This is a genomic window from Vibrio sp. DNB22_10_4, assembly GCF_052879755.1.
In genome coordinates this window covers 100,970-116,349 of the sequence record NZ_JBNNXW010000005.1, presented here as the reverse complement: position 1 = coordinate 116,349, position 15,380 = coordinate 100,970, and the positions used below count along the sequence as shown (strand labels likewise).

Genomic DNA, 15,380 nt, shown 5'->3' with positions numbered 1-15,380 from the left:
TTACTACTTGGGATGTACCCAAAACCCCAATGAAAGTTAATCAAAGGAAAGATCATGAATATTAAATTGAACCGAGCCACCATTGTCTCTCGTTATCAGTGTAAAGCTCCCTCTTATAAACTCCAAAACCCTTCCTTAGCAGCCGCAATCAAGCCAATTCCGTCGGCATAAAACAATAAATCAGCTAGGAAGGGATTAATGATGAAATATAGTAATGTCAGTTTGTTAGCATCCATTGCGCTTGTGTCTGTAAACAGCTTTGCTGGGAGCTCCGAGGTATCGGAAGTCATTCAGCAGCAACGTAATGTGATTGAAAAAACCATTAAAGAGCTATCACAAGAGCAGAGGATCTCTTTGATACCCTATCAGGAAGGCAATGAGCTTAGTTTTTCAGAACCTGTACTGGGCAGTCCTAATGGTGCTATTAATTTGCAGCAAGGTTGGACGCAAAGCTCTCAGCAAGAGTTTTATTACACCAGCCAAGGCTCGCAAATTTTGCCCTATCGATGGTACCTGTATTTAGAGCAAGCAAGTGCAGATACGCTATTTCGTAACCAAGAAAATATTGAAAAATATGGCTATCTCCCCAGTGACGTGAGCAAGAGAAATCCAGACAGATTGAGTGTCGGCTTTGTGAAAGATGTCGACAGCCAAGGCAACGAGTGGATGGGCTTTACCTGTGCTGCTTGTCATACCACAGAAGTCACCTATAAAGATATGCGAATGCGTATTGATGGTGGGCCGACGTTGGCTGACTTTCAAGCTTTCAATGTCGATTTAGTCGCTGCACTTCAAGCAACGTTAGCGAGTGATAGCAAGTTTGAGCGTTTTGCGAGCAAGGTGTTAGATGAGGCTCAACCCTCTGCCGATAGTAAGCAAGAGTTAAAACAAGCGCTGCAATCTCAGACAGCCGTTCTAAATCATCGCAATACCATCAACGTCACGGATGCACATCAAGTGCCCTATGGGTATGGTCGATTGGATGCGATTGGCGCCATTTTCAATCAAGTACTGAGCGTCTTTACAGACGATCCTCGCAACGCAAGAGCGGCAACCGCACCTGTGAGCTATCCGTTTCTTTGGGGTACCCATCAGTCGGACTATGTGCAGTGGACAGGATTTGCGCCCAATGGGCCATTGAGCATAGGGGCGCTCATACGAAATGGCGGTGAAGTGCTCGGTGTGTACGGCAAAATCGATATCAATCCAAGCGGTCATGGTATCGGCTATAGCAACTCAATCGATTTTAGAGGTTTAGGTTTACTGGAGGCGCGCGTCGCGCAGTTAAGGTCACCAAAATGGCCGGTTGAATCGAACCTGAAAGCCTTCCAGATAGATACAGATAAAGCCAATAAAGGTAAAGCGCTCTATAAGCAAGAGTGCGCAAGTTGTCATACCGTGGTGGCTCGTGAGGATGAGGGGCAAAACTACAAAGCCGTCATGACCCCACTTTCTGAGCTGCAAACCGATTCCCAAGAGATCTTGAATATGGTGAGCCTACGAAATGCCGATCAATTTTCAGGTCGTAAAGAGGCGATTATTGCAGGACCAACCATAGGCTATACCACACAAGGTCTTGATCCTTTGGTGAATTCGGTGGTCGGTAGTGCCGTCAACAAGCTTGATGAAGCCGCATTGGCAGCCTTCGTGCAGTATATGGGAGGGAAACTCGCGGCTCAGCCGAACAATGGTATCAATGTCCCGCTTAATGTGCGATTGAAGGAAGATGCAGAAGCATTTGCTTCGTTGACGTTTGCCTACAACGAGTTAATCAAACTTTATGACAAATGTAATCTCTACAAAGCGAGCGAGTCGAAGTGCGTCGAGGCGTTTAATCTTCTGGTTAAATTACTTGAAGCTAAAACGTTAGCCAAAGACATCGATCGTCAAATTGATGAGTTCTTTAAAAATCCTGAACAACAGTCGGTCAACACCGAAATAGCGACAGGGCAGGTCTACAAAGCCAGACCACTGAATGGTATTTGGGCGACGGCGCCATACTTACACAATGGTTCGGTACTCAGTTTGATGGAGTTATTACAACCGTCGGAGGAGCGATTAAAAAGTTTCTATGTGGGTAGCAGGGAGCTTGATCCTGTGAATGTCGGCTTGATAAATAAGCAAACACCAAACTCAACCTTGCTTGATACTACTTTGCTGGGAAACAGCAATTGGGGACATGATTATGGTACTCAATTAACCGAGGCAGAAAAGCAAGCGTTAGTGGAGTATATGAAGACGCTGTAGTCTGAACGGCAACAGCGCTAACGGCGAATACTGAAAGGTGTTCGCCGCTTTTATGAGAATGAACCAAGGGGTCAAACATCAGGAGTAACCGTATAAGAGTTAAGCTGAAGTAGCTCTTCCGCTATATCCTCAAGAGGTAGCTCTTTCGACACTGCACCTAAGCTCTTTGCTGCTCTCGGCATGCCGTACACCACACTGCTTTGTTCATCTTGTGCATAGGTCATAGCGCCGGCTTGCTTCATTTTTAATAAGCCGCGCGCGCCATCCTTTCCCATCCCGGTAAGAATGATACCGATGCCCCTTTTTTCGGCTTGCTCAGCGACGGACTCAAATAGAACGTCAACCGAAGGTTTATGGAGATTGACTGGCTCATCATCGTTGAGTTGTGTGTAAAAACAGCCTGCGCGTTTCTGTATTTTCAGATGGTAGCCGCCGGGTGCAATGTAGACGTGGCCAGATTTGATCACTTCATCATGGCGTGCCTCTTGTACATGAACCGTGCATATTCCTTGTAGCCGTGTGGCAAATGAGCCAGTAAAGCCTGAAGGCATGTGCTGAGCAATAACAATACCTGGGCTATTTTCAGGTAGGCATCGAAGTAGAGTGGTAATGGCTTCGGTTCCACCGGTTGAAGCGCCAATGGCAATGAGTCGATGTGAAACTTGCCCCGTTGATTGAGTGGTTGGCTCTTGGTGCAACGCCGGCCTTGGCAGTGATGAGCTGCTTTGAGAAAGCATGGTTTGCTGCGCGCGTTTGAACTGAGACTCTGCTTCTCTTAGTTTTTTAATCACCTCTCGGGCGAAGGAATCAAAATGGCTTGATGACACCGCAGATAAATCCGGCTTTTGAATGTAGGACGCTGCACCCAGTTTGATGGCTTGTTTGGCGAGTAATGGGTTATTGGAGAAAAGCTGAGAAATGACGACAACTGGCATAGGGCGCAAGGTCATAATTTTGCCGAGAAACGCAAGGCCATTCATGCCAACGAGTTCGATAGCGAGTGTGACCACATCGGGCTCGACTTCTTTAATCAACGCTCTGGCTTGGTGAGCGTCATGGGCGATGCCAACTACCGTCATGTTGGTTTGACTGCTGATGATGCTTTTTAGATGTTGGCAGGTACCATTATTAGAATCGGTGATCAGTACTTTTAGCATCGTTGTTATACTCGTCGGTAAGCGGTTTGTTTTAGCAGCTTGAACGGTGTTTGCTCCGCAGGGCAGCTTTCAGAGTGACCGAGAAACAGTAAGGCGTCTTTCGGCAAATAATTCGCGAACTTGGTCAGGATCGAGTGCTGGGTCTCTCTGTTGAAATAGATCAGTACGTTACGACAAAAAATGGTGTGAAACTGCTTTTGCATTGGCCATTGATGATCCATAAGATTCAGTCGCTTAAAGTGCACCAACGCTTGTATCTCTGGCTTTACTTCGTACATTTTCGCCGCTTTATTAAAGTGAAAGAAGCGTTTTTTTTGCTCCTCACTCGCGCTGCCTAATTGCTCCAATGTATAGCGTCCATGCTTTGCGGTCGCGAGTACTTGCGTGTTGAGATCGGTTGCCAGTATCTTGACCGGAGGCTGATAGCTTTCAAACGCCTCAGCCATGGTGATGGCGATGCTATACGCCTCTTCACCGGTTGAGCAGGCACTGCACCAGATCCGAATCGGCTCAATGACTCTATTGCCAACATAATGGTCGCGAACATGCTGCTTGAGGAGCGTGAAGTGATAAGGTTCGCGGAAAAAATAGGTCAAGTTGGTGGTGAGCGCGTTGACAAAGTACTCCCACTCAACGTGGTACTGGTCGTTAAGTAAGGCAATATACTGAGCAAAACGGCTCAGTTGATGTGCTCTTAATCTTCCGACTAGCCGATTGTAGACCAGTTTTTTTTTGTTGCTGTGAAGGTCAATGCCCACTCTTTTGTAGATAAGGGAGGCGATCGCAGCAAAGTCGTCATCGGTATATTCAAAATGAGTATGTACAATCATCAAAACTCAGCCCAGTCCTCATTGTCACTATTTGAAAGTAAGCGTGGACTGACGGGTCTTAAATGGCTCTCCTGAGTCGGAAGTTGCACCTCTCCAATGTCACTGACATTTTGATCTCCGGTATCAAACACCGAGACATAGAGTGCTAAGTTAGCCACCTGTTCTTCGAGTGAGCTTGCAGCTGCTGAGCCTTCTTCCACCAAAGCAGAGTTTTGCTGGGTCACATCATCAACTTCCAGTATCGCTTGCGTCACCTGATCGATCCCCGTGCTTTGCTCAACTGAGGCTTGGGTGATCTCTTCTATCAGCTGCGCCACATCTTGAATGGAATTAACCACACCAGAAATAGAATCACCGGCTTGTGAGGCCAGTTTCGAACCGGTCTCAATCTTATTCACTGAGGAGTTAATCAGGCTCTCTACTTCTTTGGCCGCTGCAGCAGAGCGCTGCGCTAAGTTACGAACTTCGGTAGCAACAACAGCAAACCCACGTCCTTGCTCTCCTGCTCGAGCGGCCTCGACGGCGGCATTGAGAGCGAGAATATTGGTCTGAAAAGCAATGCTGTCGATGACGGAGATAATGTTCATGATCTCTCGTGAGCTGGTATGGATTTCTGACATGTTATCAACCACCTGCTTAACCACTTCGCCGCCCTTACGTGCATTGTCGGAGGTTTGTTTCGCAAGTAAGTTGGCTTGTTTAGAGTGCTCGGAGTTTTGTTTTACGGTAATCGTCAGCTCTTCCATGCTGGATGAGGTCACTTCTAGGCTGCGCGCTTGCTTTTCTGTGCGCTGTGCGAGATCGATGTTACCAATGGCAATTTCTTTGGTCGCAGTATTGATGGTATCTGCCGAGATTTTTATATGTTGAATCATCTCTTTGAGCTTACTGACAGTAAGGTTCGAGCTGGTTTTAAGCTCGCCAAAAGCACCGGAGTAATCGGCGCCAATTTGTGCGGTGAGATCGCCTTTGGCTAACGCAGACAGCACGGAAACAATGTCAGCCAAACTCACTTCGCTTATCTCTAGCAGGCGATTCATGTTGCCACACAGCATGGTGAAAAATGGGTTCTTGCCATCAAGCGCCATGCGTTTTGTGAAGTCTCCATCAACGGCTGAGGCGATCACGTGCTCAATTTCTTTCTCGACCGCGATCTCTGTGGTGCGATCTGACCATTCGGTCACATAACCAATTTGCTGGCCTGCTGCGTCGATAACAGGATTACTGACGATGCGAAAAATGCGGCCGTTGATATCCACTTCCTGCACCTGCTCTTTATTGGCTGAATGTGGCTCTTGCTCGAATCCACTCGCAGGGCTGAGCTGGTGGGGTGGAGGGCAGAGCCCAGGAATATTTAGATCTTTGATTTTGGATCCCACAAGCTTTGTGGCATCAAAATCAGGAGCTAAGGTTTGGAATTCTTGCTGGGCTTGCTCAAACATACCTTCGATGGCTGGATTGACGTAGATAATGGTGTGGTCACTGTCTTCAATCATCATGTTGGTACTCACGTTGTCTAACGCGATTTTGATTCGCGTCGCCGAGACTGCTTTTTGGCGTACGCTTTCCATGCTATAGGCTAATTGAACTTTCATGACTTTGAGTGACTGGAGAACTTGGCCGATTTCGTCGTTGCTTTTGACATCAATGTCAAACAGATAGTCTTGTTTGACTAGTCGTTTAAAGTAACGTCGGATATCTTTGAGTCGACGATTGATGTCGTGGCTAAACAGATACGCAAACACCAAGTAGATGCCGATAAACAGCAGAGTGATAGCCGAGGCTAAGGCGACTTCAAACCAGAACACCTGCTTACTTTGATCGTAGATTTCGGCAGATTGAACTCGGTTCTCGCCAATCAAAGCGCCGAGATTGTCTTCGTAGCTGGTGATTTCTGAAATGGCGACAGAAACGCGAGTTCTAAACAGTTCACTGTCGTGAAGGCTGGCATCGCTTGACATCAGTATGCTATAAATTTCAGGCAGAGTCGTGGTTGCAAGCTGAGTGCTTTGGTTGGCGATGACTCGATACTTTTCGATGGTGGAGGCGTGTTCGGTATCAAACTTATTGATCAGTGCTGCGCTGAGTTGCTCTAACTCGGTCGTGTTTTGCTTGAGCTGTTGCCCTGCGGTGACGTGATAGTCGAAGCTGTTGGGTAGCAGTAGAGATTGCAACAATAAACGATTCTCTATCCAGAGTTTGTCTATGCTGTGCAGTCGGCTGTAGGACTCGATATGATTATTGTAAAGATGCTCGACAGCTTCTTTTTCAGTGTACGAGCTGTGTATGCCAATACCGAGGACAGTAAGCAGGGCGACAGTGGCCATGGCCACTAAGCCAAACAGGCGTTGTTTAATGGTGAGTGCACGCAGCGGGTTTGTTCGATGTTTTTTTACCACCTTACCACTTTGTATGGTGTGGTCATCTTGTTCGCCGTCTTTGAACTTCGCATATTGCGCTTTGACATTATCGAGTTCGGCTTTATCGGGCATGGAGCGAACCGACATGAAACCAAGTTGATTCCCGTCTTTATACAGGGGTGTGACATCGGATTTTACCCAGTAGAAGCCGCCATTTTTTTGTTTGTTTTTGAGGATCCCAGACCAGCAGTTGCCGGCTTTGATTTCGCGCCAGAGATCTTCAAACACTTCTTTCGGCATTTCTGGATGGCGAACAATGTTGTGCGGACTTCCGATTAACTCTTCTTTGGAGAAACCGCTGACGCGGACAAAATTGTCATCGGCAAAGGTAATGCGCCCAGACATGTCCGTGGTTGACACCAGTATCTCGTTCTCTTTGATAAGGTATTCTTGGTCATTGTTACTCATGGGCATAACCTTACTGATTGTCGTGGACAAGCGAAGCGTCACTATCGAGTTGTTCGAACAGTGCCATGTCACGGCTGGTCATCAGTTTTTGGATGTGAATTAGAATAAGCATGAGCTCGCTTTGCGAAGCGAGCCCTTGAATGTATTTGGTATCAAGGGCGCCAGCAAAGTCGGGGGCGGGCTGTATGTCGTTGGCATCGATGGCAACCACATCGGCGACGCTATCGACCACAATGCCAACGATACGCTCACCAATATTGAGAATAATGACGACGGTCATGTCGTGATAGCGTACATCTTCTAGCTGAAACTTGAGCCGCATATCTACAATGGGTATCACCACACCACGAAGGTTCATGACCCCTTTGATGTAGGGTGGCATGTTGGCGATGGCAGTCACTTGACTGTAAGTAATGATCTCTTGAACCGTGAGAATATCGATGCCGTAATATTCTTCACCAAGCCAAAAGGTTAAGTAGCCTTTTGCGTCGGATTGGCTGTCGTTGTCGGAGGCGCTGTTCACTATTTTCGCTCCTATTTCCAAAGTGGTTATCCGTTGCATTGGGTTAATGTCACTCTTAAGGAGAGCACATTATGAGCAATAAACTGATAGAGTTGAAAATAGTCTAGGAAATAGTTGGCTTATACCAAGTTAACTTGTTGATAGCGGTTATTTGCAGTGCAAGGTATCGGGCTGGCGAACCAAATCGGCGACATCTAAGATCAGCGAGACTCGCCCATCTCCCATGATGGTGGCTCCGGAAACACAAGGGATTTTGCGAAAGTTGTTTTCTAGGTTTTTGACCACCACTTGTTGCTGTCCAAGCAAGCTATCAACAAATAAAGCAATGGTTTTGCTGCCGTGTTCGAGTAGCACCATAATGCCATCGCTAAGGTCGGTGATCTCGGTGTCTAGATTGAAGAAGTTATGCAATCGAAGCACTGGGATGTAGTCATCGTGTACTTTTATCATGGTCTCGCCGCTGTTGAGTTTTTTGAGGTCGTGCTGTTTTGGTTGCAGCGATTCAACAATATTAGACAATGGAATGATGTAGACATGCTCACCGACACTGATCGACATTCCTTCGAGTATGGCAAGGGTAAGCGGCAGTCGGATCGACATTCTGGTTCCGATTCCAAGAGTAGAACTTATTTCTACTGTGCCTCCCATACTCGCGATATTACGTTTGACTACGTCCATACCCACACCTCGACCAGAGACTTCGGTAACTTGTTCTGCTGTTGAGAAACCGGCAGAAAAGATCAATTGAAATATGTCCTGCTCGCTCATGTTTTGAGGCAGTGTCAGCCCGTTATTTTTGGCTTTGGTGAGGATTTTTTGTGGATCGATGCCTGCACCGTCATCATCGACATGAACAATGACGTCACCTCCGCGATACACCGCAGACAATGTGATCGTGCCGTGGGAGGCTTTGTTGAGTTTCGCTCTTTGCTCTGGCGCCTCGATACCATGGTCAATACTATTGCGAACCAAGTGGGTGAGCGGATCGACCAACATTTCGAGCAGTCCTTTGTCGAGCTGTGTTTGCTCACCCTCGATGCTGAGCTGAATCTCTTTTTTCAGGGCGTGGGAAAGATCTCGTACGATACGTGGAAAACGACCAAAAACGGTGCCGATGGGCATCATGCGTACCGACATGACGGTGGCTTGAAGATCTCTGGTATTCGCCTCTAGCTGGTTGAGTCTACCGGCAAGCAGTTCGTTGCTGTTTAGCCCTAAATCGAAGGTGAGTTTTTGCAACATAGATTGAGTGATGATGAGCTCACCCACTTGGTTGATAAGCAGGTCAACTTTTTGCGTGCTCACTCGAATTGAGGCCGACTCCAGAGACTTGGTCGCTGGGATCGCGCGTTGACTACTGTCGGCTTTTTTCGGCTGTGATATGGGGCTAGAGGGCGGTGCTGGCTCAGAATTGGGGAGTATTTTGCCGCGCCACTGGTTTATTTTTTTCTCTACTAGCTCGGCTTTCATTGGCTTTAACAGGTAATCATCCATTCCCGTTTCTATACACCTTTGCTGCTCTTCATCTCCTGTCATTGCGGTCATGGCGATAATGGTGACGCTCTTGTGACTCTCTCCCGCCGCGCCTTGTCGTATCTTTTCAGTTGCTTGATATCCATCCATCACCGGCATTTGGCAATCGAGGAGAATCAGTTGGAAAGGTTCGTCTTGCGAGGCCTCTAAGATTTCTAGTGCATGCTTGCCATTCTCTGCAACCTCTACTGAACTAAAACCAATCTTGTTTAAAGTGAAACTGGCGACTTTTTGTATCACCTTACTGTCCTCAACCAACAGGATTTTGATGGTTGATTTCTCCGCCGCGGACAAGGGTGCGCTGGTAGAGAAAGGGGCGGCCTCTGAATTTGTTGGTGGAGAATCTGGTGACACTGTTGCGCGCTGCAGCTCATCACACAGCGTATCGATTTGCGATTTGAATGACGCTGAGTCGTGATCGGCTTGATATGAGCCTTTGAGTACGTCGAGTAAGTCACGGGCATTAAGTAGCGCATCGACAACGGCTTGGGTGAGGGTAATTTGATGATTGCGCATCTTATCGAGCAAGCTCTCGAGAACGTGGCTGACGTGAGTAATATCGTCAAAACCAAAAATGCCAGAGCCGCCTTTTATCGAGTGAACTGCTCGAAAAATAGCGTCAAGCTTATCTGCCAAGTCAGGCTCGTCATCATTTTGGTTCATTTCAAGTAATAGGGATTCCATCTCTTCAAGATGTTCAGCCATTTCTTCAAAGAAAATGAGTTCGAATTGTTGGTTAGATTCCGACATCGCACATTGCTTCCTGCATTCTGAGAGTCTGTGAGCGTTCCAAATAATGAAGAACAGTCTTCAGCGAAAAGGAAAAAGGTTACATATCAGTATGGTTGGCAATAGGGATATGTTCAATTGCGTTCATTATCAAGGGGTAGGCGAGGGTGTTGGAGTTGCGCGAGTTATAGCGGCGGAATGCAGGTAATTGAGCGCGCCAACTAAGAGAGTGTGGCGCGCTGAATCTATATTTTGGTCAACTTATCCAAGCAGAATGGAGGTTTCCAAAACGTGCTGGGCATTGTCCAGTAGCTGCGGATACTTGGTCATCAACTGCTTATATCTATCGTCGATTGACTCAAGAGCACGCATCGCTCCAAACATTTCCACAGTTTGCTCCGGCTGCAGGCTGAGAAGCGTTTTCAAACCTTCTAGGGAAACGTGGTTTGCTGATTCGACTTTAGCGATCGCACCGTCGATCATTTCGAGGGTAAGGTGAGTGTTGTTATTGTTCATTATTAGGCTTTTATATTGAGAGCGATGTTAGATCTTAATGATCTCAAAATTTCGTGTTGCGAGATGTTAATCTTGTTGCACGCGTTTTACCTTGATTCGGATCATGGACAGCTTAATCATCAAACAACAAATTGATTGCAACACCCATCATAACAAGCCCCGCTATGGGGCCTATCACACCCATTGGTGCTCGCTCGATATAGGGTAAGTTCTCGGCAATCATCAAGCCCCACTCTGGGGAAGGTGGCTTGGCACCCAGACCAATAAAGCTCAGCGCGGTCAGGCTTAAGGTAATCACTGGTAATCTTAGTAATGCGTGCCTTAGTAGTGGAGGCATAACGTAAGGCAGAATGTAATGCCTTAGCACCTTGACGCGACCCGTTCCCCAGATTGGGGCTAAGTGGGTATAGGGCTGGGCTTTGGCCTCCGCAATTAGGCTTGAGCAATGTGCAGCGAGCGGTGCCCAAGAAACAAAGACGATGGCGATCATTGCGCTACTCGGGTGCATCCCGGTTAAACCCGCAACCAACAGACCGGCAATAATGTAAGGGACGCCCTTAGTAATCTCGATAAGACCTTGGCTTATTCTGGTGTTGAAACCCAAGATGATGCCAACAAATAAGCTGAGTAAGGTCGCGATAAAACCTTCTTTGAATGTCGATAGCATGCCTGCACCAATGCGAGCCATTAAGTCTCGGCCGATACCGTCGGCGCCGAGCGGCGCTTCAAGGCTTGGTGCTGCCAATCTAACGTATTGGCTAGTATATGGATCACGAATTAGCGACCAAAAGACAACCAGAAATAGAACGGCAAAAATAGAGTAGGCTGTGAGGCGTTTGCCCTTACTCGAAGTAAACGAAAATGTTGTGTGGCTGCTGATCAATTTGCCACTTTTTAAACTCTGCCCAAGAATCCATTGTTGAATAAGTAACCCGACACTACTAATAAAGATTGAGATCAAGAGCAGTACTAAAAGGCCACCTTGTAGCATCGGTAAATCTTGCGCCTTAGCTGCGCCAAGAATGAGTCGGCCAATACCTGGAATCGAAAAAATCTGTTCTACCGCTACCGCGCCGCCAGTTAGACCTATCATGATCATCGAAATCTGAGGAATGAGGCTGCTAATGGCGCGTTTTACCGCAAATCTTAGGATTTGGTTTGGGCTCACATTCGCGCTTAGCCAAGTAATGACCCAAGGCTCGTTAAGAACGCGTTGCAAGCTGTCTCTGAGGAGTCGGCTAAACAAACCACTGGCAGGCAATGCCAGAGCGAGGCTTGGCAGCCAGATATCTTGCCAGCTCTGCCAACCATAAGGTGGAAATAGACCCAGCCAGATGGAGAAAACCAGTATTAGTACCGAGGCGATGACATACTCTGGCAGCGATATCAGTACCGTACTCAAACTGTTGTGAGTTTGAGCGAGTTTGTTGGCCTTCCATCGATAGAGCGTATGCAGTAAACCAAGTCCGCACAGAAAAAATGTCAGCCCGAGTGCGAGTGACATTAGGAAAAGTGAGGTAGACAATGTCTGCTGAATGCCATCTGACACTGATGTGCCATCTATCCAAGACACACCTAAGTCGCCCTGAAGGGCATCACCCAACCAATCAATTAGCCTTTCTGTGGCAGAACGATCGAGTTGAAGATCCTCTCTAACCGCCGCAAGTGCTTCAGGCGTCAGCATATGTTGCTGACCAGCACGTGCTCGAAGGATAGATTGGCTTGGGTCGATGCCGGCAATATCCGGCATTAAACCGACAAGGATAACAACGGCAATAAGTGACGCCAAACGCGATAGCCATGGGGCGATTGCGTTTAACGATAGTCTATGGGCACCAGCAGGCATCATTGGGTTTAGTTAACCTTGGTTTGTGCGTTGATTAGACGACGCTCGCTTGGATCGCGAACCGCATCCGTTACACGCTCACTTTCACCTTGAACCACACGCTCGTGCAGTAGTGGGATCGCAGCGAACTCAGCAAGAATTTTTTGCTCAGCAGCAATGATCGCCTTTTGACGCTGTTCACCAAGAGGCTGAAGGTCTGCGTGAGTCAGTGCTTCATCTACGGTCTCTGAACAGAATTGACCTAGGTTGAATGAGCCTTCACAGCCGAAGTCGCTCTGCATGTATGCCACTGGGTCACCCGAATCTAGTACGGTCGCACGTGACAGGATGAACGCATCAAACTTGCCGGACAGTGCATCGTTTTCAATTTGTGCGTATTCACGGATATCAAGCTCAACCTGGAAGCCTGCTGCTTCTAATTGCTGCTTCAGAAGTGCCGCAACTTCTGGTAGCTCAGCCCGGTCAGTAAAGGTGCCGATAACGATTTTCTCGCCGTTGGCTTTTTTACCTTTTTCTAGGGGAGCCGCTTCTGAACGAATAGGTGCAGCCCAAGCCAGTGCAGGCCCCAGCAGGCCTTCTGCGATATCAGCATGGTTTTCGTAAACGGTACGAATGATCTGCTCGCGATCAACTGCTGCTGCGGCTACCTTACGCAGCTCAAGCTGACTAAATACCTCAGACTTGTTGTTGAGGTAAAGGGTGTTGGTGCGCGGCATAGCCACTTCGTGGAGCAGGTTTTCATCCAGTGTCGCGATTTGGGAAACTGGCACGGCTTCTACAACATCAGCTGTACCTGTGCGAAGTGCTGCTGCGCGAGCAAAGCCGTTTGGTACGTATTCTGCGATAACGGTTTCAATCTTAGCTTTCTCACCCCAGTAGCCATCGAAGCGCTCTAGTTTTGCGCTGGTGGTGCCGTTGATTTCTACTAGTTCGAATGGACCAGTACCTGCACCTGTTGGGATGACGCGGCCGTTATCTTGATATGCGCTGGTAGCAAGAATCGCCAACTGAGGGCTGGATAGTCGGCTTGGGAGCAGTGGATCGTTGAAGGTCGTTTTGATCTCAACGTGGCTTGCATCCAATGCGGTCACTTCAAGGTCGATGCCATCAAGAATACGCGGCTTTGGCGCGGCATCGAGTGCCTTTTGAAGTGAGTTTACGACAGTATTAGCGTCCAGCATTGAACCGTCGTGGAATTTAACGCCTTCACGAATGGTAAAGTGCCAAGTCAATGGATCAACTTGTTCCCATGCCGTAGCGAGCATTGGCTCTGCTTCTGATTTCGGCGTTAGGTTGATAAGCGTTTCCGCCGTGCTCCAGCGAGAGAGTTTGAAAGCATCGTCTGAAAGTGGCGATAGGCCAGTGCGCGGCGGCTGCATCATAGCAACACGAATCTCTGATTTTACCGCTGTGTCGGTTGCTGTATTTTGAGCTTCTTCTTTAGAATCAAAACAGCCTGTCAATGGCAAAACTAAAGCAAGCGCACATGCTAGTTTAATGGAATGGAAACGCATGGTGAGTGTTCTCTATTGTGTTTGTGAGTTAGTGTTATGTTTATTGGCCGCTGAAGTCAGCGATTGGGCGTGGATTAACGCCTTAGTTGTTGGGTGTTTCGGGGAGTTCATAATGCGAGTTGCATAATCATGCTCCACGACTTGCCCTTGGTCTAAGACCACAATGTCATCGCACAACGCGTTGGCTGCGCCGAGATCATGCGTGACTAAAATGAGTTTAAGCGCTCGTTGTTGCTTGAGCGTGTTCAGCAAATCAATAAGACGCTGACGGTTAACCGGGTCAAGGCTGCTGGTAGGTTCATCGGCAACCAGTAACTCAGGCTCAACGATGAGTGCTCTGGCAATCGCTACGCGCTGCGCTTGACCTGTAGAGAGTTGGCTTGGTGTTAGGGTTAATAGCTCAGGACGGAGCCCAACCTCTTCCAGTGCTCTCTGGGCTTTTTGCTGATGGTTGCCCTCAATACCTAGGCTCTCTAGCGGTTCAGTCAACACTTGGGCAACGGTGTAATACGGGTTGAGGCTAGTATGTGGCTCCTGCGGGATCAGCTGGATCTGCTTACAAAGCGCAAGCCGCTCATTGCTAGAGGCGATAGGCAGAGTGTGTCCCAACACCGTGACGCGACCTTCTTGCGGCACGCGTAAGCCAAACAAGAGCTCAATCATAGTGGACTTGCCCGCACCAGAAGGGCCGACAATCGCAACGCTACGCTCAGTAATCTTTAGAGATACCTGATCTAGTGCTCTAAAAGGCTTACCGCCCAACCACCTAGGCACTGAGTAATGATGCACGCCCACATGCTCAAACAGCACGCCTGATGCTTCTGCGCTTTCTGCTCGAAAGGTTTGCTGAGAAGAAATGGCTTGCATCAGATCAATCCCCTTAAAGATTTGCAAAAATCATGTGAACTACATTCAAGTGCGTGGCGGGGTTCGCCGTAAGCGATAACTCGGCCTTCATCAATAACCACCATTTTGTCGCACTCTAATGCACTTTGGAGATCGTGAGTGATCAGGATACCTGCCATGTTGGCATTTCGAACACTTTCGCGGATTAGAGTTAGGATCTCTTGTTCAGTAACCGGATCAAGCGCACTGGTTGGTTCGTCTGCAATTAACAGAGACGCTTTACTTAGCAGTCCGATCGCGATGCAGATTCGTTGTCTCTGCCCACCGGATAACTGGCTTGGGTATAGCTTGAGGATTGCTGAAGGATCAGAAAAGCCAAGTCGCTTAAGTAGCGCGACGATAGAGCTTCGCTCTTCTGCTTTAGGCTTGGTACGCCAACCTGTATGTGCCAGTGTCAGCTGAGCCTCGACCGCCACTAGAGGGTTCAAAGCCTGCAGAGCATCTTGAAAAATAAACGCTGGTCGCTGCTCTGGTGCTCGCTCTATCAGGGATACATTACTGACGTTGGTACCCGCTAAGAAGATATCGCCTGAAACCGACATCGAGTCTGGAGTAAAGCCAGCAATTGCCCTTGCCAACATTGACTTACCGATACCAGATGGTCCCATTACTGCAAGCATTTCTCCCGCGTTGATGTCGAATTGAATATCTTGAAACAAGACACGTTCTTTTGACTGGATTGAAAGCTGATTGACAGTAAGGATTGAGGGGGTCACGGAATGGCTCTGATAGCTTATGTTATAACGTAACA

General features: G+C 48.0%; 11 protein-coding genes. 1 reads left to right on the top strand and 10 read right to left on the bottom strand.

All coding sequences use genetic code 11. From position 1 onward, the window contains the following. Nucleotides 1-198 precede the first annotated feature (198 nt). On the top strand, nt 199-2,247 hold the full coding sequence (locus tag ACVA6Q_RS14435) for a di-heme-cytochrome C peroxidase (protein WP_446647964.1): 2,049 nt from the start codon (nt 199-201) through the stop codon (nt 2,245-2,247). Nucleotides 2,248-2,318: 71 nt separating this feature from the next. On the opposite strand, the gene ACVA6Q_RS14430 is transcribed toward ACVA6Q_RS14435, so the two are convergent. From ACVA6Q_RS14430 to ACVA6Q_RS14385, 10 genes are all read right to left on the bottom strand, one after another. Then, complete coding sequence (locus tag ACVA6Q_RS14430; RefSeq protein WP_446647963.1) at nt 2,319-3,404, bottom strand: protein-glutamate methylesterase/protein-glutamine glutaminase; 1,086 nt, start codon at nt 3,402-3,404, stop codon at nt 2,319-2,321. A 5-nt stretch (nt 3,405-3,409) separates the two neighbouring features. Continuing rightward, nucleotides 3,410-4,234: a CheR family methyltransferase gene (locus ACVA6Q_RS14425; protein ID WP_446647962.1), complete on the bottom strand. Its 825-nt coding sequence runs from the start codon at nt 4,232-4,234 to the stop codon at nt 3,410-3,412. Continuing rightward, the gene (locus ACVA6Q_RS14420; RefSeq protein WP_446647961.1) at nt 4,234-7,062 is read right to left on the bottom strand and encodes a methyl-accepting chemotaxis protein; all 2,829 of its coding nucleotides are present in this window, start codon (nt 7,060-7,062) and stop codon (nt 4,234-4,236) included. The genes ACVA6Q_RS14425 and ACVA6Q_RS14420 overlap by 1 nt, the downstream gene beginning before the upstream one ends. A gap of 10 nt (nt 7,063-7,072) precedes the next feature. Further along, nucleotides 7,073-7,585: a chemotaxis protein CheW gene (locus ACVA6Q_RS14415; RefSeq protein ID WP_353498253.1), complete on the bottom strand. Its 513-nt coding sequence runs from the start codon at nt 7,583-7,585 to the stop codon at nt 7,073-7,075. A 147-nt stretch (nt 7,586-7,732) separates the two neighbouring features. Beyond that, nucleotides 7,733-9,868 carry a chemotaxis protein CheW gene (locus ACVA6Q_RS14410; protein ID WP_446647960.1) on the bottom strand — a complete coding sequence of 712 codons (2,136 nt, stop codon included), beginning with the start codon at nt 9,866-9,868 and terminating at the stop codon, nt 7,733-7,735. A gap of 240 nt (nt 9,869-10,108) precedes the next feature. Continuing rightward, a complete protein-coding gene (locus ACVA6Q_RS14405; protein ID WP_353498255.1) occupies nt 10,109-10,363 on the bottom strand; it encodes a hypothetical protein in 255 nt (84 codons plus the stop codon). Between the two features lie 112 nt (nt 10,364-10,475). After that, the gene (locus ACVA6Q_RS14400) at nt 10,476-12,212 is read right to left on the bottom strand and encodes an ABC transporter permease subunit (protein WP_446647959.1); all 1,737 of its coding nucleotides are present in this window, start codon (nt 12,210-12,212) and stop codon (nt 10,476-10,478) included. Between the two features lie 5 nt (nt 12,213-12,217). Then, nucleotides 12,218-13,723: an ABC transporter substrate-binding protein gene (locus ACVA6Q_RS14395; RefSeq protein WP_446647958.1), complete on the bottom strand. Its 1,506-nt coding sequence runs from the start codon at nt 13,721-13,723 to the stop codon at nt 12,218-12,220. A 12-nt stretch (nt 13,724-13,735) separates the two neighbouring features. Next, entirely contained in the window at nt 13,736-14,590 is an 855-nt protein-coding gene (locus tag ACVA6Q_RS14390; RefSeq protein ID WP_446647957.1) for an ABC transporter ATP-binding protein, read from the bottom strand. Next, on the bottom strand, nt 14,590-15,345 hold the full coding sequence (locus ACVA6Q_RS14385) for an ATP-binding cassette domain-containing protein (protein ID WP_446647956.1): 756 nt from the start codon (nt 15,343-15,345) through the stop codon (nt 14,590-14,592). Before ACVA6Q_RS14385 ends, ACVA6Q_RS14390 begins: the two co-directional genes overlap by 1 nt. Between the last annotated feature and the right edge of the window lie 35 nt (nt 15,346-15,380).

Excerpts from the sequence above, each read along its gene's own strand:
- ACVA6Q_RS14435 (WP_446647964.1), top strand. The coding sequence starts at position 199 with ATGATGAAATATAGTAATGTCAGTTTGTTAGCATCCATTGCGCTTGTG.
- ACVA6Q_RS14430 (WP_446647963.1), bottom strand. The coding sequence starts at position 3,404 with ATGCTAAAAGTACTGATCACCGATTCTAATAATGGTACCTGCCAACAT.
- ACVA6Q_RS14425 (WP_446647962.1), bottom strand. The coding sequence starts at position 4,234 with ATGATTGTACATACTCATTTTGAATATACCGATGACGACTTTGCTGCG.
- ACVA6Q_RS14420 (WP_446647961.1), bottom strand. The coding sequence starts at position 7,062 with ATGAGTAACAATGACCAAGAATACCTTATCAAAGAGAACGAGATACTG.
- ACVA6Q_RS14410 (WP_446647960.1), bottom strand. The coding sequence starts at position 9,868 with ATGTCGGAATCTAACCAACAATTCGAACTCATTTTCTTTGAAGAAATG.
- ACVA6Q_RS14405 (WP_353498255.1), bottom strand. The coding sequence starts at position 10,363 with ATGAACAATAACAACACTCACCTTACCCTCGAAATGATCGACGGTGCG.
- ACVA6Q_RS14400 (WP_446647959.1), bottom strand. The coding sequence starts at position 12,212 with ATGATGCCTGCTGGTGCCCATAGACTATCGTTAAACGCAATCGCCCCA.
- ACVA6Q_RS14395 (WP_446647958.1), bottom strand. The coding sequence starts at position 13,723 with ATGCGTTTCCATTCCATTAAACTAGCATGTGCGCTTGCTTTAGTTTTG.
- ACVA6Q_RS14390 (WP_446647957.1), bottom strand. The coding sequence starts at position 14,590 with ATGCAAGCCATTTCTTCTCAGCAAACCTTTCGAGCAGAAAGCGCAGAA.